We start from the raw sequence: 21,573 nt of genomic DNA, 5'->3' as shown, positions 1-21,573 counted from the left end.
CCATGGCCGCAGACGCCATGCCCCGCCCTCCCGGAGGCGACGACGTTCCCGGACCGCCCGTCCTGGAAGCCCTCGCCGACGTCGCCTACACCCCGTACTGGCTGGACGACCCCGCACGGCCCCGCCCCAACCCCGCGCTGGTCGGCGACGAGCGCTGCGACCTGCTCGTCGTCGGCGGCGGCTACAGCGGACTGTGGACCGCGCTGACCGCCAAGGAGCGCGACCCCGGCCGCGACGTGGTCCTGGTCGAGGGCCAGGAGGCGGGCTGGGCCGCCTCCGGCCGCAACGGCGGCTTCTGCGCCGCCTCCCTCACCCACGGCCTCGGCAACGGCGCCGCCCGCTGGCCCCGCGACCTGCCCGAACTGGAACGGCTCGGCCACCGCAACCTGGACGCGATCGAAGCCGCCGTCGCCCGCTACGCCATCGACTGCGATTTCGAACGCACCGGGGAGATCGACGTCGCCACCCGGCCCCACCAGATCGGCGAACTGCGCGACGCCGCCGCCCACGCCGCCGAGCTCGGCGTCACCGAGCCCGAGTTCCTGGACCGGGACGCGGTGCGCGCCGAGGTCGACTCGCCCACCTTCCTCGCCGGGCTGTGGGACCGCCGCGGCGTGGCCATGCTGCACCCCGCCAAGCTCGCCTGGGGCCTCAAGCGCGCCTGCGCCGAACTGGGCGTACGGATCTACGAACACACCCCGGCCGAGCAGCTGACCCGGGCCGGAACCGGAAGCCCGGGGATGTCGGTGCGCACACCTTACGGTCGCGTACGGGCCCGGCAGGTCGCGCTGGCCACCAACGCCTTCCCGGCCCTGGTGCGCCGCGTCCGCCCGTACATCGTCCCCGTCTACGACCACGCCCTGATGACCGTGCCGCTGACCGGGGAGCAGCTCGACGCGATCGGCTGGCGGCGGCGGCAGGGCCTCAGCGACACCGCCAACCACTTCCACTACTTCCGCATCACCGCCGACCACCGCATCCTGTGGGGCGGGTACGACATCGTCTACCGCTACGGTGGCGGGGTGCGCGCCGAATACGACCACCACCCGGCCACCTACCGCACCCTCGCCGAGCACTTCTTCCGCTGCTTCCCGCAGCTGGAGGGCGTGCGGTTCAGCCACGCCTGGGGCGGCGCGATCGACACCTGCTCCCGCTTCTCCGCGTTCTTCGGCAGCGCCCACGGCGGGCGCGTCGCCTACGCCCTCGGCTACACCGGCCTCGGCGTCGGCGCGACCCGCTTCGGCGCGGAGGTGATGCTCGACCTGCTGGCCGGTGCCCGCACCGAACGGACCCGGCTGGAGATGGTGCGCAGCAAGCCGCTGCCGTTCCCGCCGGAACCGGTCCGCTGGGCGGGGATCGGCCTCACCCAGTGGTCGATGAGCCGGGCCGACGCCAACGGGGGACGGCGCAATCTGTGGCTGAAGGCGATGGACCGGGTGGGGCTGGGCTTCGACAGCTGAGCCCCGTACGGCATCAGGGCTGCGCCGTGTCGCTCCGTTCGCGTACCCGCAGCACCGCCCACAGCAGACAGCCGCACAGACACCAGCTCCCGGCCACATCCAGCGGCCAGTGGTACGCCCGGCGCACCAGCCCCACCCCCACCGCGAGGTTGAGCAGGACGACGGCGGCGATCAGCCAGCCCCGCAGCCGTTCCCGGAGGAGCGGGAGCAGCAGCACGGCCGCCGCGCCATAGGCGACGGCGGCCGTCGCGGCATGGCCGGACGGGAAGAACCCGGTCTCGCCCGCCAGCGGTCCTGGCGGACCCGGGCGGTCGAGCAGCGCCTTGAGCGGCGCGACCAGGGCCGGGACCGCCGCCATCGCCACCGCGGCGGCCAGCGGCCCCGGCCACCGGCGCGCCGCCGCCCGGGTGCGCGACGGCGTGCGCCACACCGCGCACCCGAGCGCGACGCCGAGCACCGGGAGCGCCACCGCCGTATTGCCGAGGTCTGCGAAGAACTCCGCGGCGGGGGCGGGGAGGAGGGGCGATCCGGCGATCGCGCGGCCGAGCCGTTCGTCGAGGCCGCGCAGCGGACCGTGAACGGCGACCTGCCAGGCGCACAGCGCGAACACCGCCAGCAGCGCAGCGGGGAGCGCGAACGCGCGGAGGGCTTCGAGGTGTTGGCGGAAGACAGACGGCGGCCCCGGAACAGGGGGGGTGGTTCCGGGGCCGCCGTGGCGACCGGTGTGCCGCACGCCCCGGGGGGTTTGGGGCGGGCGGCTGTCCGATCGGTGAGGAGATCCGGAGCCGGAGGCTCCAGTGGTGTGCGCGAGGGCACAGCCGGGTCGGGGCTGGGGAAGCACCGGCTCGGCGTCGCCCGCAGTCCCCTGCGAGCGGGGTGTTTCTCTCATCTGGAAACGACCGTACGGCAGCGAGAGGCTGTCGGACAGGCCGATCACCCACCTGTCATCGCCCCCGCACATCTTCTTCACGGTCCCGACGATCCACCCACAGTCACGGCCACCGTCCCGGCCGTGCACACGGTCCTCGTCACAGCTCGGCGAAGGCGCCCTCGAGGACGTCCAGACCCTCGTTGAGCAGGTCTTCCCCGATCACCAGCGGCGGCAGGAAGCGCAGCACGTTCCCGTACGTACCGCAGGTCAGCACCAGCAGCCCGGCGGCGTGACAGGCCTTGGCGACGGCCGCCGTCGCCTCCGGGTTCGGGTCCTTGGTGCCGGGCTTCACCAGTTCGACGGCGATCATCGCGCCACGGCCCCGGAGGTCGCCGATGACGTCGTGCTTCTCCTGCATCGCGGACAGCCGGCCCTTCATGACCTCCTCGATGCGCCGGGCCTTCGCGTTGAGGTCGAGCTCGCGCATCGTCTCGATCGCGCCCAGCGCCGCCGCGCACGCCACCGGGTTGCCGCCGTAGGTGCCGCCGAGGCCGCCGGAGTGCGCCGCGTCCATGATCTCGGCGCGGCCGGTGACGGCGGCCAGCGGCAGGCCGCCCGCGATGCCCTTGGCGGTGGTGATCAGGTCCGGGACGATGCCCTCGTCCTCGCACGCGAACCACTGGCCGGTGCGGCAGAAGCCGGACTGGATCTCGTCCGCGACGAAGACGATGCCGTTGTCCTTCGCGAACTCGGCGATCCTCGGCAGGAACCCCTTGGCGGGCTCGATGAAGCCGCCCTCGCCGAGCACCGGCTCGATGACGATCGCGGCCACGTTCTCCGCCCCGACCTGCTTGCTGATCATGTCGATGGCCTGGGCCGCGGCCTCCTCGGCACAGTTCTCCGGGCCCGTCAGCCAGCGGTAGGGATAGGCGACCGGAACCCGGTAGACCTCGGGCGCGAAGGGGCCGAAGCCGTGCTTGTACGGCATGTTCTTGGCGGTGAGCGCCATCGTGAGGTTGGTCCGGCCGTGGTAGCCGTGGTCGAACACCACGACCGCCTGGCGCTTGGTGTGCGCGCGGGCGATCTTCACCGCGTTCTCCACCGCCTCCGCGCCCGAGTTGAACAGCGCCGACTTCTTGGCGTGATCACCCGGCGTGAGCCGCGCCAGCTCCTCGCAGACCTCCACGTACCCCTCGTACGGCGTCACCATGAAACAGGTGTGGGTGAAGTCCGCCAACTGCGCCGACGCCCGGCGCACCACGGCCTCGGCGCTGGAGCCCACCGAGGTCACGGCGATGCCGGAACCGAAGTCGATCAGCGAATTGCCGTCCACGTCCTCGATCACCCCGCCGCCCGCACGCACCGTGAAGACCGGCAGCACACTGCCCACACCCCCGGCGACCGCCGCGGTCTTACGGGCGAGCAGCTCCTGCGACTTCGGGCCGGGAATCGCGGTGACGACGCGACGCTCCTGGGGGAGGGACGGGCCTCCGGACAGTTCGGTCATGAGGTACTCCACGGGAGAAGAGAAGGGGACGTGACAGGGGCTTTGCCAGCTTTACTCGCAGGCTAGGCGCGCGGCGAACCACGCTGCATGTTCCGTTCGGGAGCAGTGCGGGGGTGGCATTGTCCGCGACGGCCATAGCCGCGGCCCGGCCGCCATCCCGGCACATCGCGAGATGCCACCCCGGTGGGGTCGCTGAACTCCCCGGGCGGGAACACTAGATTGAGCGGTGGCGCGGTGGCGCGAAACGAAGAGGCACAGCCGGTCAGGGGGCAAGGGGTAGCAGATGGACACCGAGGGCACGTTCGACTCCCGCAACACCCGACCCACCCCCCCACTCCACCCCCCGACCCCACCCCGGGTGCCCGACCGGCCCCCGTATTCCCAGCAGTACCCGGAGCAGGCGCCCGCGACGGCTGTGGGTCGGCCGACGGGTCCGCCGCCGCCCATGCCGTCGGCGGCACCCCCGGCCTCGCCTGCGGCGGCCCCAGGCGCGCGGCTGTCCCTCGTCGCATGGCTGCGGACCCCGCGCGCCGAGGGGGCGGGGCCGGGGGTGTGGGCGTATGGGCACAAGCCCAGGCCGCCGGAGGACCCGGACAGGATCCCCGGGCGTCGGCTGATCAGCGGCGCGCTGATCGCCGGCCTCTGCGGGTGGCTGGTCTGGTCATTGCTCTGGAACGGATACCTCGGCGGCTACTGGCTGTGGCCGATGTACCTGCTGACACCCGACTCGTGGTACGAGCACGGGGGCAACACGGACGCAGGCTGGTGGTCTCAGCGCATCTATATCGTCGTCTGCGTCGCACTTCTCGCCGTCCTCTTCGGCCGCGTCGGCCACTGGCCCGAAGTCTGGCGCCGCTACGTCACCCCCCTCTTCCGGCGCGCCTGGGACGAGACGGACGCGGCGGCCGAGCCGAGTCGGCCCGAGGCCGATCCCGTCGAGTGGCCGCATCTGCGGGCCGCCGGGGCGCACGGGGCGGCTGATCGGCTGGCGGCCGAGGCGCGGGCCGGGGCGATGAACGACGTCGATCACGCGCGGATCGAACACGCCTGGCAGTCCGTGCGGGCCGGACGCAATTCGCTCGCCACGTTCACCGACACCGTGCTGCGCCACGGCGCCGCCTCGCACGGCCATCCGTCCGGCGCCCGGGATCTGCCCGCGCGCACGGCCGAGCACGATCTGCTCGCCTGCCAGGTTCGGCTCGGGACGGCCGTCGACGATCTGCGCAATCCGTATCAGCACCGTGGCACCGGCCTCGCCCTCGACCCCGATGTGCTGGGGACCTCGCTGCTCGCCGTCGGGCCGCCCGGGTCGGGGAAGACCGGGCGGCTGGTGCGGCCCGTCGTGGAGTCGCTGTGTCTCCAGGCGCTGGCCGGGCGGGTCGCTGTGGTGGCCGTGGGACCGGCGGGAGCCGGTCTGGGCGCCGACGAGGCGTTCGACGTCGTCGTGAAGATCGGCCGCCCCGACTCCGTCTACGACTTCGACCTCTACGGCGGCACCACCGACCCCGACGAGGCCGCGGGCATCCTCGCCGAGGCGCTGATCGGCGACATGGCCGCCTCGCTGCCCGGCGGCGACAGCCGCCGGGCAGCCACGGCGCTGGCCCAGCTGCTCGGCCCCTACCGCGCCGCCCACGGCCGCTTCCCGTCCGTGCCGGAGCTGCGCGAGCTGCTGGACGGTGCGAAGACGGCGGTCGGCGCGCTGCGCGAGGCGCTCGACGCGGCGGGCGAGCGGGCACAGGCGCGCGAGCTGGAGGCGCGGGTACGGCAGTCCGGCGCGCCCGGGGACGTGGGCGCGCTGCTGGCCGACCGGATCGCGCTGCTGGACCGGCCGGCGTTCGCCGACTTCTTCGACACCGCCGGTGACCGCCGCCCGTTCTCCCTCCGCGCCCTGGAACACCCGTTGCGGGTGCGGATCGATCTGCCGGAGCGCGGGCACGCCGAGGCGTCCCGCATGCTGGCCCGTCTCGTGCTCGCGCAGTTCACCGAGTGCGCCGTGGGCCGCGCGGACCGGTCGCTCTTCGCGTGCCTGGTCCTCGACGACGCGTCGCACACCGTCACCCCCGAGGCGCTGCGCGGCATCCAGCGCCTCCGTGCCGCCCACGCGGGCGCGGTGCTCACCCTCCGCACCCTGGACGACGTGCCGGAGGCGCTGCGCAGCGCGCTGCTGGGGGCGGTCGGCTGCCGGATGGCCTGCGCCGGGGTGACGACGTGGGACGGTGCCCGGTTCGCGGAGGTGTGGGGGACGGAGTGGGTCGAGACCCGGGACGTCACGGACCGGCAGATCATCTCGGACGAGCCGTTCACCAAGGTCCTGCACTTCATCCGCAAGGTGGTGACGGGGAAGGCCGTCACCACCCAGTCCGTGACGGTGCGGAAGGTGGAGCGGGAGCGCTGGTCGGCCTCGGAGCTGGCGCATTCGGTCCCCGCCGGGCACGCGGTGCTGTCGGTGACGTCGGTGCGGGGCGAGGGCGGGCCGCCGGTGCTGGTGGATCTGCGGGGCTGAGGGCGCCCACTCGTCGCGGATACCACGGATTCGTCCATTGAGGCAGAATCGGCAGTAGCCGTTCATACGGGGCGGTGAAGTCGCATTCGTCGTCGCATCCGCATCGAAGGTGCCATGCCTCCCACGCTCGCCTCACTCGTGCACCACACCACGCTCAAGCTGTCCGTCCTCGCGGGGGAGGACCGGCTGGAGACGCCGGTGCGCTGGGCCCATGTCAGCGAGCTCGCCGACCCCGTGCCGTACATGGAGGGCGGTGAGCTGCTGCTCATCACCGCCATGAAGCTGGAGGCCGAGGACCGGGAGGAGATGGTCCGCTACGTCCGGCGGCTGATCGGCGCGGGGGTGGTCGGGCTGGGCTTCGCGCTCGGAGTCGCCTACGACGAGGTGCCCGCGGCGCTCGTGGCCGCGGCGAAGGAGGAGGGGCTGCCGCTGCTGGTGGTGCCGCGGCGTACGCCCTTCATCGCCATCAGCAAGGCCGTCTCGGCGGCGATAGCCGCCGACCAGTACCGCGCGGTGACCGCCGGGTTCGAGGCGCAGCGCGAGCTGACCCGTGCCGCGATCGGGGCGGAGGGGCCCGCCGCGCTGCTCGCCCGGCTCGCCGCGCACGTCGACGGCTGGGCGGCGCTCTACGACGCCTCCGGCTCGGTGGTCGCCGCCGCCCCCGACTGGGCGGCCCGCCGCGCCGCCCGCCACACGGCCGACGCCGAGCGGCTGCGCGCCCGGCCCGCCCCGGCGAGCGTCGTGGTCGGCGGGGGCGGCGCGGAGCCGGGCGACGAGGCGACGGACCGGGTGGAGCTCCAGTCGCTGGGTACGGGGCGCCGTACCCGGGGCGTCCTCGCGGTCGGTACGGCCGCGCCGCTGGGCACCGCCGAGCGCTACGCCGTCCACTCGGCCGTGGCGCTGCTGACCCTGACCACCGAGCGTTCCCGGGCCCTGCGGGAGGCCGAGCAGCGGCTGGGCACCGCCGTGCTGCGGATGCTACTGGCGGGGGAGCCGGACCACGCCCGGGCGGTGGCCGGGCAGCTGTACGGGGAACTGCTGGACGCCCCGTTCCGGATGCTGGTCGCGGAGGCGGCACCGGGCGGCAACGCGCAGACGTCGCACACGGCGTACGGCGCGGACGACACGGCGGCGGAGGCGTCCGCGGACGCCGATACGGGCGGGGGCACAACCGGCACCACCCAGGGCGATCCGGACCGCGCCGATCCGCTCGGCGTGCTCGTGGACGCCATGGAGGCCGCCGCGGCCCGCGCGGGCGAGGCGGTGCTCGTCGTGCCCGACGGTGAGCGGATGATCGTGCTTGCCCCGGACGGCGGCGCCGCGGTCGCCGTCTGCACCGAGCACGCCGAGGAGATCGAGAGCCGCCGCGCCGCGGCGGCCCGCCCCCGCGACCGCGGCGGCGCCGCGGCCCAGGGCGGCGGCCTGGTCGTCGGACTGTCCGCCCCGGCGGGTCCCATCGCGGCCGCGGCCGCCTACCGGCAGGCGGAGCAGGCCCTGTCGGTGGCCCGGCGGCGCGGCCGGGTGCTGGTCGAGCACGAGCACGTCGCTGCCGGTTCGCTACTGCCGCTGCTCGCAGACGACGCCGTACGGGCCTTCGCCGACGGCATGCTGCGCGCCCTGCACGACCACGACGCGACGGGCCGCGGCGACCTCGTCGCCTCCCTGCGCGCCTGGCTGTCCCGGCACGGGCAGTGGGACGCGGCCGCCGCCGACCTGGGCGTCCACCGGCACACGCTGCGCTACCGGATGCGCCGCGTGGAGGAGATCCTGGGCCGCTCCCTCGACGATCCGGACGTGCGCATGGAGCTCTGGCTGGCCCTGAAGGCCACGGCCCCGTCGACGCCCACGCTGAAGGCGCCCTGAGCAGGCCACAGCGCTCACGCCATAGCGGTGCGCCGCGGGCGCCGACTGCGCCTCCTCGGATAAAAGCGCCCCGCGCCCCACGCGCCTACGGTGGGAGGCAGAGAGACATCCGCACCATCACCCCACCACTTCAGAAGGGTCGGGATCCGCTGTGCCAGACACAAACGAAGCTGTCACCCATGCGTTCTGGCTCGCCGGCCGCGAGGCGACGGGCGAGAGCACGCTCGAGGTCACGTCGCCGTGGGACGGCCGTCGCGTCGGCGCGGTGAGCGTTCCCACCGAGGCGCAGGTCGAGGAGGCCGTGGCGGCCGCCGAGGCCGTGCGCGGCGAGTTCTCCGCGACGCCCGCGCACGTACGGGCCGCCGCCCTCGACCATGTGTCGCGACGGCTCGCCGAGCGCACCGAGGAGATCGCCCGGCTGATCTCCGAGGAGAACGGCAAGCCCATGAAGTGGGCGCGCGGCGAGGTCGGCCGCGCCGTCTCCGTCTTCCGGATCGCGGCCGAGGAGGCCCGCCGGTTCAACGGCGGTGAGGCCCAGCGGCTGGACACCGACGCCGGTGGCGTGGGCCGTCTCGCGCTGACCCGCCGCTTCCCGCGCGGCACCGTGCTCGGCATCGCGCCGTTCAACTTCCCGCTGAACCTGTGCGCGCACAAGGTCGCCCCGGCCCTCGCCGTCGGTGCGCCGATCATCCTCAAGCCCGCGCCCGCGACTCCGCTGTCCGCGCTGGTCCTCGGCGAACTGCTCGCCGAGACCGACCTTCCGGCGGGCTCCTGGAGCGTGCTGCCGGTGCCGAACGACCAGATGCCCGCGCTGGTCCAGGACGAGCGGCTGCCGGTCATCTCCTTCACCGGTTCGGACAAGGTCGGCTACGCGATCCAGGCGTCGGTGCCGCACAAGCACTGCACGCTGGAGCTGGGCGGCAACGGCGCGGCGGTGGTCCTGTCCGACTACGCCTCCGACGCCGACCTCGACTGGGCGGCCACCCGCATCGGCACGTTCTCCAACTACCAGGGCGGCCAGTCCTGCATCTCCGTGCAGCGGGTGATCGCGGACGCGTCCGTGTACGACCGGCTGCTGCCGAAGGTCGTCGCGGCCGTCGAGGCGCAGGTCACCGGAGACCCGTCCGACGACGCGACCGACGTCGGCCCGCTGGTCAGCGAGGACGCGGCCAAGCGGGTCGAGTCCTGGGTGGACGAGGCGGTGCAGGCCGGTGCGAAGCTGCTGACGGGCGGCAAGCGCGAGGGCGCGAGCTACGCCCCGACGGTGCTCGCCGACGTGCCCTCGGACGTCACGATCTCCTGCGAGGAGGTCTTCGGCCCGGTGCTCACCGTCCAGCGGGCGGCGGACGAGGAGGCGGCGTTCGCGGCCGTCAACGACTCCAAGTACGGGCTCCAGACGGGCGTCTTCACCCGCGATGTGCAGACCGCGTTCCGCGCGCACCGCGCGCTGGAGGTCGGCGGTGTGATCGTCGGCGACGTGCCGTCGTACCGGGCCGACCAGATGCCGTACGGCGGCGCCAAGAAGTCCGGCGTGGGCCGCGAGGGCGTGCGGTTCGCGATGGAGGACTACACGTACGAGCGGGTCATGGTCCTCACCGGGCTCGACCTGTAACCGAACACCCCTGGGCCCGTCCCGGCCTTCTCCGGACCCTCAACCGGAGAAGCCGAGGCGGGCCAGTCTGAGCGCCCCGCGCAGCGTGACGTGGAGGTCGTGCACGCCGGTCGGGGGCGTGGGCAGGGCGGCGCGGACGGTGGTGTACGCGTAGCGGCCGCCGGTGGGCGGGACGGCGACGGTGGCCAGCGGCGTGCCGTCGGCGAGATGGAGCTCCACCGCCGCCCCGTCGCCCGCCGTCTCGCGGGCCGCCTCGACCGTGACCGCCGCCGCGCCCGCGCCGAAGTCGCAGGCGCGGAAGAGCAGTCGGCCGACCGTCTCGTCGCCGCAGGCCACCGCGTCGCCGCGCACCTTGGTGCGGTCGACGAGCACCGTGCCGTCCGCCGCGTCGTAGTCCGCGGCCCCGAGACCGCGCCGCAGCACCGGGCGCGGCGCGGGCGGCAGCCCGTCGAGGGTGAGGGCGGCGGTGCGGCGGATGTCCGCGACGGAGGCGCCCGCGTGGATCTCGTAACGGCCCGGGGCGACGGTCCAGCGGCCGTGCGCCACGTCCCAGAACCCCAGCGCCTCGTCCACCGGCACGGTGAAGAACAGCCGCATCCGCTCGCCCCGGCGCAGCCTCACCCGGCGGTGGGCGATCAGCCGGCGGTGCGGGCGCGGTACGCGCGCCCCCGGAGCGCTCGCGTAGATCTGCACCACCTCGTCCCCGTCGCACGGGCCGGTGTTGGTGACCGTGCACTCGACGGCCAGCGCCCCGCCGGGGTCGGGCTGCCGCACCAAAAGGTCGTCGTAGGCGAAGCGGGTGTACGACAGGCCGTGCCCGAACGGGAAGAGCGGGGCGCCGTCGTAGTAGAGGTAGGTGGCGCGGGAGGCGATGATGTCGTAGTCCAGCAGATCCGGCAGCTCGTCATCGGACGCGTACCAGGTCTGCGGCAGCCGCCCGGCCGGTGAGACGTCGCCGAACAGCACCCGGGCCAGTCCGGTGCCCGCCGCCTGGCCGCCGTGCGCGGTCCACAGCAGGGCGGCCAGCGCGTCGGCCGCGTCCCCGACGGCGTACGGATAGCTGCTGGTCAGCACGAGCACGGTGCGTGGATTGGCAGCGTGGGCCGCGCGCCACAGCCGGTCCTGCGCGGCGGGCAGGGCGAGCGTGGTGCGGTCCTCGGTCTCGCGGCCGTTGATGTGCGGATCGTTGCCCAGTACGACGACGACCGCGTCGGCACCGGCGGCGGCGCGCGCGACGGCGTCCTCGCCGCGTTCGACGACCTCCCGGTGGAAGACCTCGGCCCGGGACCGGTCGGCAACCTTCAGGCCCTCGGCGGCGACACAGACATAGCCGCCCGTCCCGCCGTGCCTGAGGAGATGCCCGTCCCCGTGCCGCTCCAGCGCGAACGTCTCCTGGACCACCCAGCCCCCGGGCTGCTCGGCGGCGGCCCGTACGAAGCCGTCCTCGGCGACCGTCAGATAGCGGCCGGAGGGGGCGCGCAGCGTGCACACGCCCCTGCCCCAGTCGGCCAGGGCCAGGTCGGTGGGGAAGTCGCCGAGGGTCAGCGGCGGCAGATCGGTGCGTCCCGCCGCATGCGCCGGATTGAGCGACCCCTCCAGCGCCCCTTCCCGCGCTCCCTCCCGTCCCCGCTCCTCCGCCACGCCACCGGGCGGCACCCGTACCCAGCCCGCCGCGGCGCGCAGCCGCACGGTGTCCGTCCCCTCCACGAACACCACCCGGTCCGCGCCGAGCCGCGCGGCCAGTCCCTCGCGCGGCGAACTGCGGCGCAGCAGACTGCCGCTGTACCAGTCGAGCTTGCACTCGTCGGCGAGCGGGCCGACCACGGCCACCGTGCCGGTGGCGGACGGCGACAGCGGCAGCAGCCCGTCGTTCTTCAGCAGGACGACGGCCTGTTCGGCGGCGGCCAGGGCGAGCGCCCGGTGCGCGGGGGTGTCGAAACCGGCGCCGCGCGGATCGGCGTACGGACCGCCCTCCCCGTCGAACTCGCCCAGTACGCACCGCATCGTCAGCAGCCGCCGCACCGCCGTGTCCACCACGGAGGTGTCGATGAGCCCGCGCTCCAGCGCGCCCCGCACCCGGCTGATCGTCTTCGAGGCGTCCTGGTCGTGGTCGGTGAAGCTGTCCACCCCGGCCAGCAGGGCGGCCGCCACGGCCTCCTCATGGGTGGCGAAGTAGCGCTCGGAGTCGACCAGGTTGGAGGGCGCCCCCGCGTCCGAGCAGACCACCAGCTGCTGACCGGTCCAGGTGCGCAAGTGGTCCCGCAGATACGGGGAGAGGTGGTTGGGCCGCCCGTTGACCAGGTTGTACGCGGGCATCACCCCGGCAACGGCGCCCGCCCGCACCGCGCCGCGGAAGGCCGCGAGGTCGTACTCGTGCAGGACGCGCGGGCGCACGGAGGACGACGTGGTGTCGCGGGCGGTCTCGTTGTTGTGCGCCAGCCAGTGCTTGAGGACCGGCGCGGTGCGCCAGCGGTCCGGGTGGTCGCCGCGCAGCCCGCGGGTGTACGCGGCGGCCAGGGCGGAGGTGAGGTACGGGTCCTCGGCGTATCCCTCCTCGTTGCGGCCCCAGCGGGGATCGCGCAGCAGATTGACGGTGGGCGCCCACACGTTGAGCCCGACCCGGGGGTCGTGGGCGCGCATGGCCCTTACCTCGGCGCCGACCGCCTCGCCGATCCGCCGCAGCAGGTCCGGGTTCCAGGTGGCGCCGAGCCCGACGGCCTGCGGGAACACCGTCGCCTGACCCATCCAGGCGACGCCGTGCAGCGCCTCCTGTCCGGTGCGGAAGGCGGCGAGGCCGAGCCGTTCCACCGCGGGGGCGTACTGGTGGAGCATCGCGATCCGCTCGTCGGGGGTGAGCCGGGTGAGCAGGTCGTCCACGCGGGCGCCGACGGGCAGCCGCGGGTCGCGGAAGGGCGGACGGGGCGTCGGCTCACCGGGCTCGCAGCCGCTCACGGGTCTCCTCGCGGAGGTCGGAAGTGGGATTCGAAGCGCTTCGATGCTGCGTGTCCGATCCCCACCCTGTCAAGGCGCTGCGAGTCAACATCCCTTTCTCGCCACCACGTTGGGATAAGGCGAGAAGCAACCGACCTTCGGCGACTCTTTCCCGCCCGGCCCTTGCGCGACCTGACCCCCCGACTTAATCTCAGCGCAATATCGAAGCGCTTCGACCATTGGTCGTACGGCGGGCTCGCCACGAAGGGTTGACGCAATGCCGAACTCCCAGGCTTCGGCCTCCACTTCCTCTCCCAGCCGGAGAACCTTCCTGGCCTCCACGGCGATCGCCGCGGCGGCCGTGACGGGAGGCGTTCCGCTGTTGTCCGCGTGCTCCACGGAGGGCGGCGACAACAAGAACGGGATCACCTCCGGCAAGGATCTGAAGAAGCTGCTGCCGACCTATGTGGCCTCGAAGGTGGCGGACCCGGATATTCCGAGTGTCAACGGCTCCAGCCCCGGCTACACCAAGGCCCCGCCCGCCGCCGAACTGGTCGCCTCCGTGAAGGGGAAGCCCGGCCACGGCGGCAGCTACACCATGTTCGAGCCGCTGTGGGGCACCCCGCCGCCCAAGAACAACGCGTACTACAAGGCCGTCAACGATGCGCTCGGCGCGAAGATCAAGCTTCAGCCGCAGGACGGCAACACCTACGGCGAAAAGCTCAGCGCGGTCCTCGCCTCCGGAGACATCGCCGACATCGTGATGATTCCGCTGTGGGAGATGGGCGGGAAGATCCACGGCGCGGTCAGCGCCAAATTCGCCGATCTCGGCCCGTATCTCTCCGGCGACAAGGTGAAGAAATACCCCAACCTGGCCGCCATTCCCACCGCCGCCTGGCAGATGTCCGTCTTCGGCGGCAAGCTCCGTGGTCTGCCGATGCCCTCCCGTCCGCTCTCCGGGGTCATCCCGTACTACCGCGAGGACCTGTTCAAGAAGAACGGATACCAGGTCCCGAAGAGCGCGGATGAATTCCTCGCCCTCGCCAAGGAGATCACCCGGCCCAAGAGCAAGGTGTGGGCATGCGACGACATGTGGTGGTCGGCGCAGCGCATCTTCGGCTGCCCGGGCGAAAAGCCGTACTACTGGGAAGAGAAGGACGGCAAGCTCGTCCACAAGGTGGAGACCGACAACTATCTGGAAGCCCTGGAGTGGTGCCGCAAGCTCTTCGCCAAGGGCTATGTCCACCCCGACGCGGTCGCGGGCAAGGCCAATGACGCGCTGACCCGCTTCACCTCCGGCCAGACCCTCATGTACAACGACGGCGACGCCAAATGGTACGGCGCCACCTTCGAACAGGCCGAGCCCAACCCCGACTTCAAGATCCAGGGAATGGACTACTTCGCTCCCGACGGCGGCGACCCGGTCATCTATCTCGATCCGCCCGCCGCGATCTGGTCCTTCCTCAACAAGAACCTCGGCAAGGAACAGATCGAGGAAATCCTCGCCCTCGCCAACTTCATCGCCGCGCCCTTCGGCACCAAGGAGCAGCGGCTCATCGACTACGGCGTCGAAGGCGTGCACCACACCATGAAGAACGGCGTCCCGGTGAAGAACGCCACCGGCGTACGGGACGTCCAGGACACCTACCGCTTCATCGCCTCCCCGCAGGCCAGCGTGGCGTATCCGGACTTCCCGCAGATGGTCAAGGACTACTGCGGCTGGATGCAGCGCATGGGCAAGTACGCGAAGAAGCCGCTCTTCTACGGCATGCAGATCCAGGAGCCCAACCGGTACGCCTCCCTCTACACCCCCTTCGAGGACCTGGCCAAGGACGTCACCCGCGGCCGGAAGTCGATCAAGGACGCCCAGCGGGCCATCAGCGACTGGCGCAGCGGCGGCGGCGACCGGCTCCGCGACTGGTACGCCAAGCTGCTGGAAGAGAACGGCAGCGGCGCCTGATGGCGATGGACCTCGACGACCGGAACCTCCACGACCGGACGGCGACCGGCGACCGCCGGGCCGCCCGCACCCGCACCCGCCCCGCGGACCGCGTCCGCTGGTGGCACCGGCTGCGCCGCGACCGCACCCTGTTGCTGATGACGGCCCCCGCCGTCGCCCTGCTCGTGCTGTTCACCTATGTCCCGCTGCTGTGGACCACGGTCGCCTTCAAGGACTACGACCCGTTCACCCAGGGGCTGTGGACCAGCCCCTGGGCCGGGTTCGACAACTTCACCCTGCTCTTCCAGGACAGCCGCTTCTGGGACGCGTTCGCCAACACCCTCAGCATCACCTTCATCCAGCTGGTGCTGTTCTTCCCGGTTCCGGTCGCGCTCGCGCTGCTGCTCAACAGCGTGCTCAGCGACCGGCTCCGGGGCCTGGTGCAGTCGATCCTGTACCTGCCGCACTTCTTCTCCTGGGTGCTGGTCATCACCGTCTTCCAGCAGATGCTCGGCGGCGCCGGGCTCCTCGCCCAGCAGTTGCGCTCCCACGGGTACGAGGGCTTCGACCTGATGACCGACCCGGGCGTCTTCAAGTTCCTGGTCACCGCGCAGCTGGTGTGGAAGGACGCGGGCTGGGGCGTGATCGTCTTCCTCGCCGCGCTGTCCGCCGTCAACCAGGACCTGTACGAGGCGGCCGCCGTGGACGGCGCGGGCCGCTGGCGCCGCATGTGGCACGTCACGCTGCCCGCGCTGCGCCCGGTGATCGCCCTGCTGCTGGTGCTGCGCGTCGGCGACGCGCTGACCGTCGGCTTCGAACAGATCCTGCTCCAGCGCGACGCGGTGGGGCCGGGCGCCTCGGAGGTCTTCGACACCTATGTGTGGTGGGTCGGCATCGCCAACACCGACTACGGGATCGCCGCCGCGGGCGGCCTGATCAAGGGCGTCTTCAGCCTCGTCCTGGTGCTGATCGCCAACAAAGTCGCCCATATGCTCGGCGAGCAGGGGGTTTACCGGAAATGACCGTGACCGAGCGGCCCGCTGCCCCGACCGCGACACCCTCCGCCCAGCCGCTGCGCGGGCGCGGCCGGGAGAAGCGCCCGGTGTGGGAGGAGGAGCCGGGCAAGGTCGGCCAGGGGCTCAAGGGCCTCACCCTGGCCGGGGTGTGCCTGGCGATCCTCGGCCCGCTGTGGGTGGTGGTCGTCACCAGCCTCTCCGACCAGCGGACCATCACCGACGCGGGCGGCCTCGTCATCGTCCCCAAGACGATCACCTTCCGGGCCTACACCGAGCTGCTGAGCGGCGGCACGGTGACCCGCGCGACGCTCGTCAGCCTCGCGCTCACCGCGGTCGGCACCGTGATCAGCACCGTCGTCTCCGTGCTGTGCGCCTACGGGCTCTCCCGCTCCGGATCGTTCCTGCACCGTCCGATCCTGATGCTGCTGCTCGTCACGATGTTCTTCAACGCCGGGCTGATCCCCACGTATCTGCTGGTCACCGGGGTCGGGCTGGAGGGCAGCTACTGGTCGATGATCCTGCCGAGCGCCATCTCGGTCTTCAACGTGCTGGTGCTGCGCGCGTTCTTCCAGGACACCGCGCCCGAACTGGTCGACAGCGCCCGCATCGACGGCGCGGGGGAGTGGCGGATCCTGTTCCAGATCGTGATGCCGCTGTCGAAGGCGGTCATCGCGGTGGTGTCGCTGTTCTACGCGGTCGGCTACTGGAGCCAGTGGTTCAACGCGATGCTCTACCTCAACGACCAGCAGATGTGGCCGCTCCAGATGATCCTGCGCCAGCTCGTGATCAAACAGCAGGCGCCGCAGGGCATGTCCCAGATGATCTCCAGCCAGCAGATCCCGAGCCTGGCCGTGCAGATGGCCGTCATGGTGCTCGCGCTGATCCCGGTCGCGGTCCTCTATCCCTTCGTCCAGAAGCACTTCACCAAGGGCATGCTCATCGGCGCCGTCAAGGGCTGACCCCGCTGACACCGAGCCGCCCGCCCCGACCCGAGAGAGCCGGTATGCCCGACCTGAACGACGCCACGCGCGGCCGCATCCTCTACGGCGCCGACTACAACCCCGAGCAGTGGCCCGAGAGCGTCTGGCACGACGACATCCGGCTGATGCGCGAGGCGGGCGTCACCACCGTCACGGTCGGCGTCTTCTCCTGGGCGACGCTCGAACCCCGCCCCGGGGCCCGCGACTTCGGCTGGCTCGACCGGGTCATGGACCTGCTCCACCAGGGCGGCATCGAGGTGTGCCTGGCCACCCCGACCGCATCCCCGCCGCCCTGGATGGGCGCCCGCCACCCCGAGACGCTGCCGCGCGACGAGACCGGCTCGGTCGTCTGGTACGGCTCGCGGAACCAGTACTGCGCCTCGTCCCCCGTCTACCGCGACTACGCGCTGCGCATCACCGAGGACCTGGCCGACCGCTACGGCGACCACCCCGCCCTGCGGATGTGGCACGTGGGCAACGAGTACGGCACCCACTGCTGGTGCGACACCACGGCCGCCCACTTCCGCCGCTGGTTACGCGCCCGGTACGGCCGCCTCGACGCGCTCAACGAGGCGTGGGGGAACGCCTTCTGGAGCCAGCGCTACGACTCCTGGGAGGAGATCATTCCGCCGCGCCGGGCCCAGTACCTGGGCAATCCCGCCCAGGCGCTGGACTTCCGCCGCTTCACCAGCGACGCGCTGCTGGAGTGCTTCACCGCCGAGCGCGACGCGCTGGCCGCGCGCACCCCGCGCATCCCGGTGACCACCAACTTCATGCCGCTGTTCATCGGCCAGGACGGCTGGGCCTGGGCCGCCGAGGAGGACGTCGTCTCCGTCGACGTCTACCCCGACCCCAAGGACCCCCACGGCGGCGCGTACGGGGCGATGATCCACGACCTGACCCGCTCCCAGGCGGGCGGGCCGTGGCTGCTGATGGAACAGGCCGCGGGCCCGGTCAACTGGCGCGGCGTCAACCACCCCAAACCGCGGGGCCTGATGCGGCTGTGGTCGCTCCAGGCCGTCGCGCGCGGCGCCGACGGCATCTGCTTCTTCCAGTGGCGGCAGTCCCGGCAGGGAGCTGAGAAGTTCCACTCCGGGATGGTCCCCCACGCCGGGGAGCACAGCCGCGTCTACGCTCAGGTCCGTGAACTCGGCGCCCAGCTGCGCGAACTGGGCGGCGCCGCGGGCAGCGATGTCCCCGCCCGGGCCGCCCTCCTGCACGACTGGCATGCCTGGTGGGCGAGCGTCCAGGACGGCAGGCCCTCCTCCCGGCTCCACTACGACCAGGTGCTGCGCGCCTGGCACCGGGCCCTGTGGGAGCGGAACCTCACCACCGACTTCGCCCATCCGCACGCCGACCTCGCCGACTACGCCCTGGTCGCCGTCCCCCAGCTGTATCTGCTGACCGACGAGGCGCTGGAGAACCTGGCCGGGTACGTGCGCGGCGGCGGCACCCTCGTCTGCGGCTTCTTCACCGGCGTCGCCGACGGGGACGACCGGATCCGCCCCGGCGGCGTCGACCAGCGGCTGCGCGACATCCTCGGCCTGCGGACCGTCCACGAATGGTGGCCGCTGGACGAGGACGAGACCGTGACCGCCGAGGGCCCCTGGCTCGGCCCGTTCACCGGAACCCTCTGGTCCGAGGACCTGGAGACGGCCACCGCCGAACCGGTCGCCCGCATCAAGGGCGGCGAACTGGACGGCCTGCCCGCCGTCACCCGCAACGCCTACGGCGACGGCACCGCCTGGTACGTCTCCACCCTCCCCGAACCGGCCGCCCTGCGTGCCCTGCTGGGCCGCGCCGCCGACGAGGCCGGGCTGGCGCCGCCGCTGCCCGGCATCCCCGACGGTGTCGAGGCCGTACCGCGCGGCGACCTGCTGTTCCTCCTCAACCACGGCCGCTCCCCGGCGGCCGTCCCCCTCCCGTCCGCGCGCACCGATCTGCTGACCGGCCGCGTGTACGACACCCAGGTCAGGCTGGACCGCTACGCGGTCGTGGCCCTGGCGCCGCCCTGATCCCCGTCACGTCCCCGGGATCCCCGGAATCCCCCCACCCGAAAGGAATCGGCATCGTGCAAAGACGAGCCGTACGTTCGCTTCTCCTGACCCCGTTACTGGCGCTGCTCACCGTGATCGGCTTCGCCGCCGCCCCCGCCCAGGCCGCCACCTGGTCCTCCTCCGACCAGTGGGGCAACTGGTCCACCGGCGGCTACACGCTCTACAACAACATCTGGGGCTCCGGCGCGGGCGCCCAGACCATCTGGGCCAACTCCGCCAGCGACTGGGGCGTGTGGGCCAACCACCCGAACACCGGCGGCATCAAGTCCTACCCCAACGCCAAGAAGGTCGTCGGCAAGAAGATCAGCGCCATCAACAGCCTCACCAGCAACTACAGCGTCACGGTCCCGTCCTCGGGCGCGTACAACACCTCGTACGACATCTGGGACAGCAACCACGCGTACGAGATCATGCTCTGGGTCAACAAGACCGGTGCGGTCGGCCCCCTCGGCACCTCCCAGGGCACCGTCACCCTCGGCGGTCACACCTGGACCGTCTACAAGGGCAGCAACGGCGCCAACCAGGTCTTCTCCTTCATCCGCAGCTCCAACTCCAGCTCGGGCACCGTGGACATCAAGTCCATCGTGAACTGGATCAAGAACACCAAGGGCTGGTTCGGCGATGTGACCATCGGTGACGTCCAGTTCGGCTACGAGATCACCTCGTCGGCCGGGGGCCTGGACTTCCGCACCAAGAGCTTCGGCGTCAGCGCGAGCTGAGGCCCCCGCGTACCGCCGCCCCCCGCGGCGGCGGTACGCCCCGGGCGGGTCAGTCCCGCACCGGCAGATGGGCGCCGTCCCGCAGGAACAGCGGGATGCGGTCCAGGGGCGCGGGGACGGTCACCGCCCGGCCGCCGTCGTACTCCTCGCCCGTCCAGGCGTCCGTCCAGCGCGCGCCCGCCGGGAGGTACGCCGTCCGCTCGGCCGCGCCCGGCTCCAGGACCGGGGCGACCAGGAGGTCCGGGCCCAGCAGGTAGGAGTCGGCGATGTCCCAGGCCGCCGGATCGCCGGGGAACTCCAGGAACAGCGGGCGCAGCGGCGGCAGGCCCTCCTCGTGAGCGGTGCGCATCTGCTCCAGCAGATACGGCTTCAGGCGCTCGCGCAGCCGCAGATACGAGCCGAGGATGCGCTCCGCCTCCTCGCCGTACGACCACACCTCGTTCGGGCCGCCGGTCATGTGCGGGCCCAGCGGCAGCCCCGGGGCGCGGTAGCCGTGCAGCCGCATCACCGGGGACAGCGCACCGAACTGGAACCAGCGGATCAGCACCTCGCGGTAGGCCGGGTCGTCCGGGTCGCCGCCGTGGAAGCCGCCGATGTCGGTGTTCCACCACGGGATGCCGCACAGCGCCACATTGAGCCCGGCGGCGATCTGGCGGCGCAGGGTCGCGAAGTCGGTGCCGATGTCGCCGGACCACAGGACGGCGCCGTAACGCTGGCTGCCCGCCCAGGCCGAGCGGATGAGGGTGACGACGTCCTCCTCGCCCGCCGCCCGCATCCCGTCGTACACCGCGCGGGCGTTCTCGCGCGGGTAGAGGTTGCCGACCTCGGGACCCGGCCCCGCGTGGTAGCGCAGATTCGCGGCGAAGCCGGGCTTCAGCTCGGGCTCGCAGGCGTCCAGCCAGAAGGCGCGGATCCCGTACGGCTCCAGGTAGTTCTGCCGCACCCGGGACCAGACGAACTCCCGCGCGTCCGGGTTCGTGGCGTCGTAGAACGCGACCTGGATCCGCTCGCCCTCCCGCTCGTCGGGCCAGTCGGCGTGCGCCACGGGTCCGTACTCGGTGCCGATCAGGAAGCCGCGCTGCTCCATGACCTCGTGGTTCTCGCTCAGTGGCGAGACCGACGGCCACACCGACACCATCAGCCGGATGCCCAGCTCGTCCAGCTCCCGCACCATCGCGGCCGGATCGGGCCAGGCCACGGGGTCGAACGTCCAGTCGCCCAGATGCGTCCAGTGGAAGAAGTCGCACACGATGACGGACATCGGCAAGCCCCGCCGCCGGTGCTCGCGGGCGACGGTCAGCAGCTCCTCCTGGGTGCGGTAGCGCAGCTTGCACTGCCAGAACCCGGCCGCCCACTCGGGCAGCACGGGGGCGCGGCCGGTGACCGCGGTGTAGCGGCGCTGGGCGGTGGCCGGATCCCCGGCGGTGATCCAGTAGTCGATCTGGCGGGCGCTGTCGGCGACCCAGCGGGTGCCGGTCGCGCCCAGCTCGACGCGCCCGATCGCCGGGTTGTTCCACAGCAGCGCGTAGCCGCGGCTGGAGGTCAGGACGGGGATGGTCACCTCGGAGTTGCGCTGCACGAGGTCGACGACCGCGCCCTTCTGGTCGAGCAGCCCGTGCTGGTGCTGCCCCAGCCCGTACAGCTTCTCGCCGTCGTACGCGCGGAAGCGCTGCTCCAGGCGGTGGTAGCCGTTGCCGGTCGCGGTACGCAGCCGCGGCCCCGGCCACCAGAAGTGGGCGCGCTCCTCGGCCAGCAGCTCGTCGCCGTCCGCGGTCCGTACGAAGCGGATCATGCCGTCGGCGCCGACCTCGGCGGTGAGCGCGCCGTTGGTCAGCGAGGCGCGCCCGTGCACGACCTCGACGGTGGGGTCGGACGGTGGCGGGGCGTCCTGGAGCGCCCCGGGCAGCCCGTCGAGGACCGGCCCGCCGAGCCGGGCGCGCACCCGGATCGCGTCGGGGCCCCACGGTTCGAGCCGTACGGTTTCCTGGCGCCCGCTCCACTCCAGGGCGCCGCCGCGCTCGGCGAAGGTTCCGACGGTGGGGGAGGACTGGGCGAGGTCGGAAGAGGCGGGCGAAGGCTGCGACGGGTTCACGGATGCGCTCCTCGGGGGTGCGG

General features: G+C 72.5%; 13 protein-coding genes. 9 read left to right on the top strand and 4 right to left on the bottom strand.

Annotated elements, in window-relative coordinates:
* The first annotated feature begins 2 nt into the window (after positions 1-2).
* On the top strand, positions 3-1,460 hold the full coding sequence (locus tag ACH4TL_RS00325) for an NAD(P)/FAD-dependent oxidoreductase (RefSeq protein ID WP_398322694.1): 1,458 nt from the start codon (positions 3-5) through the stop codon (positions 1,458-1,460).
* A 13-nt stretch (positions 1,461-1,473) separates the two neighbouring features.
* On the opposite strand, the gene ACH4TL_RS00320 is transcribed toward ACH4TL_RS00325, so the two are convergent.
* Together ACH4TL_RS00320 and gabT are read right to left on the bottom strand one after the other, a co-directional pair.
* Complete coding sequence (locus ACH4TL_RS00320) at positions 1,474-2,193, bottom strand: phosphatase PAP2 family protein (RefSeq protein ID WP_398322697.1); 720 nt, start codon at positions 2,191-2,193, stop codon at positions 1,474-1,476.
* Positions 2,194-2,488: 295 nt separating this feature from the next.
* Positions 2,489-3,838: a 4-aminobutyrate--2-oxoglutarate transaminase gene (gabT, locus tag ACH4TL_RS00315; RefSeq protein ID WP_398322700.1), complete on the bottom strand. Its 1,350-nt coding sequence runs from the start codon at positions 3,836-3,838 to the stop codon at positions 2,489-2,491.
* 283 nt (positions 3,839-4,121) lie between these two features.
* On the opposite strand from gabT, the gene ACH4TL_RS00310 reads away from it, so the two are divergent.
* The 3 genes from ACH4TL_RS00310 to ACH4TL_RS00300 all read left to right on the top strand — a co-directional run bounded on the left by ACH4TL_RS00310 (position 4,122) and on the right by ACH4TL_RS00300 (position 9,816).
* Positions 4,122-6,341 carry an ATP-binding protein gene (locus ACH4TL_RS00310; RefSeq protein ID WP_398322703.1) on the top strand — a complete coding sequence of 740 codons (2,220 nt, stop codon included), beginning with the start codon at positions 4,122-4,124 and terminating at the stop codon, positions 6,339-6,341.
* Positions 6,342-6,455: 114 nt separating this feature from the next.
* Positions 6,456-8,204, top strand: a complete 1,749-nt coding sequence (locus tag ACH4TL_RS00305; protein ID WP_398322706.1) for a PucR family transcriptional regulator — start codon at positions 6,456-6,458, stop codon at positions 8,202-8,204.
* Positions 8,205-8,355: 151 nt separating this feature from the next.
* The gene (locus tag ACH4TL_RS00300; RefSeq protein WP_398322709.1) at positions 8,356-9,816 is read left to right on the top strand and encodes an aldehyde dehydrogenase family protein; all 1,461 of its coding nucleotides are present in this window, start codon (positions 8,356-8,358) and stop codon (positions 9,814-9,816) included.
* Between the two features lie 39 nt (positions 9,817-9,855).
* On the opposite strand, the gene ACH4TL_RS00295 is transcribed toward ACH4TL_RS00300, so the two are convergent.
* Positions 9,856-12,768 (bottom strand): glycoside hydrolase family 3 C-terminal domain-containing protein, encoded by a 2,913-nt coding sequence (locus tag ACH4TL_RS00295; protein ID WP_398322712.1) that lies wholly within the window; start codon positions 12,766-12,768, stop codon positions 9,856-9,858.
* 256 nt (positions 12,769-13,024) lie between these two features.
* Here ACH4TL_RS00295 and ACH4TL_RS00290 point away from each other — a divergent pair, with 256 nt between their 5' ends.
* Genes ACH4TL_RS00290 through ACH4TL_RS00270 form a run of 5 tightly spaced genes read left to right on the top strand, consistent with a single transcriptional unit; the run spans position 13,025 to position 19,458 of the window.
* Complete coding sequence (locus ACH4TL_RS00290) at positions 13,025-14,707, top strand: extracellular solute-binding protein (RefSeq protein WP_398322715.1); 1,683 nt, start codon at positions 13,025-13,027, stop codon at positions 14,705-14,707.
* Positions 14,707-15,708: an ABC transporter permease gene (locus ACH4TL_RS00285; RefSeq protein WP_398322718.1), complete on the top strand. Its 1,002-nt coding sequence runs from the start codon at positions 14,707-14,709 to the stop codon at positions 15,706-15,708. Before ACH4TL_RS00290 ends, ACH4TL_RS00285 begins: the two co-directional genes overlap by 1 nt.
* The gene (locus ACH4TL_RS00280) at positions 15,705-16,661 is read left to right on the top strand and encodes a carbohydrate ABC transporter permease (RefSeq protein ID WP_398322722.1); all 957 of its coding nucleotides are present in this window, start codon (positions 15,705-15,707) and stop codon (positions 16,659-16,661) included. Before ACH4TL_RS00285 ends, ACH4TL_RS00280 begins: the two co-directional genes overlap by 4 nt.
* Before the next feature lie 44 nt (positions 16,662-16,705).
* Positions 16,706-18,697, top strand: coding sequence for a beta-galactosidase (locus tag ACH4TL_RS00275; RefSeq protein WP_398322725.1), 1,992 nt, complete (start codon positions 16,706-16,708; stop codon positions 18,695-18,697).
* A 56-nt stretch (positions 18,698-18,753) separates the two neighbouring features.
* Entirely contained in the window at positions 18,754-19,458 is a 705-nt protein-coding gene (locus tag ACH4TL_RS00270) for a hypothetical protein (protein WP_398322728.1), read from the top strand.
* Positions 19,459-19,507: 49 nt separating this feature from the next.
* On the opposite strand, the gene ACH4TL_RS00265 is transcribed toward ACH4TL_RS00270, so the two are convergent.
* Entirely contained in the window at positions 19,508-21,550 is a 2,043-nt protein-coding gene (locus ACH4TL_RS00265) for a TIM-barrel domain-containing protein (protein ID WP_398322731.1), read from the bottom strand.
* Positions 21,551-21,573 lie beyond the last annotated feature (23 nt).

It is taken from the genome of Streptomyces sp. NPDC021115, assembly GCF_044333065.1.
Classification (GTDB): Bacteria; Actinomycetota; Actinomycetes; order Streptomycetales; family Streptomycetaceae; genus Streptomyces.
Note: the sequence above shows the minus strand (reverse complement) of the source record. Positions and strands in the feature narration are given on the sequence as shown.

Bases quoted from the DNA above. Each gene is read 5' to 3' on its own strand.
- ACH4TL_RS00325 (WP_398322694.1), top strand. From the start codon at position 3: ATGGCCGCAGACGCCATGCCCCGCCCTCCCGGAGGCGACGACGTTCCC.
- gabT (WP_398322700.1), bottom strand. From the start codon at position 3,838: ATGACCGAACTGTCCGGAGGCCCGTCCCTCCCCCAGGAGCGTCGCGTC.
- ACH4TL_RS00310 (WP_398322703.1), top strand. From the start codon at position 4,122: ATGGACACCGAGGGCACGTTCGACTCCCGCAACACCCGACCCACCCCC.
- ACH4TL_RS00305 (WP_398322706.1), top strand. From the start codon at position 6,456: ATGCCTCCCACGCTCGCCTCACTCGTGCACCACACCACGCTCAAGCTG.
- ACH4TL_RS00290 (WP_398322715.1), top strand. From the start codon at position 13,025: ATGCCGAACTCCCAGGCTTCGGCCTCCACTTCCTCTCCCAGCCGGAGA.
- ACH4TL_RS00285 (WP_398322718.1), top strand. From the start codon at position 14,707: ATGGCGATGGACCTCGACGACCGGAACCTCCACGACCGGACGGCGACC.
- ACH4TL_RS00280 (WP_398322722.1), top strand. From the start codon at position 15,705: ATGACCGTGACCGAGCGGCCCGCTGCCCCGACCGCGACACCCTCCGCC.
- ACH4TL_RS00275 (WP_398322725.1), top strand. From the start codon at position 16,706: ATGCCCGACCTGAACGACGCCACGCGCGGCCGCATCCTCTACGGCGCC.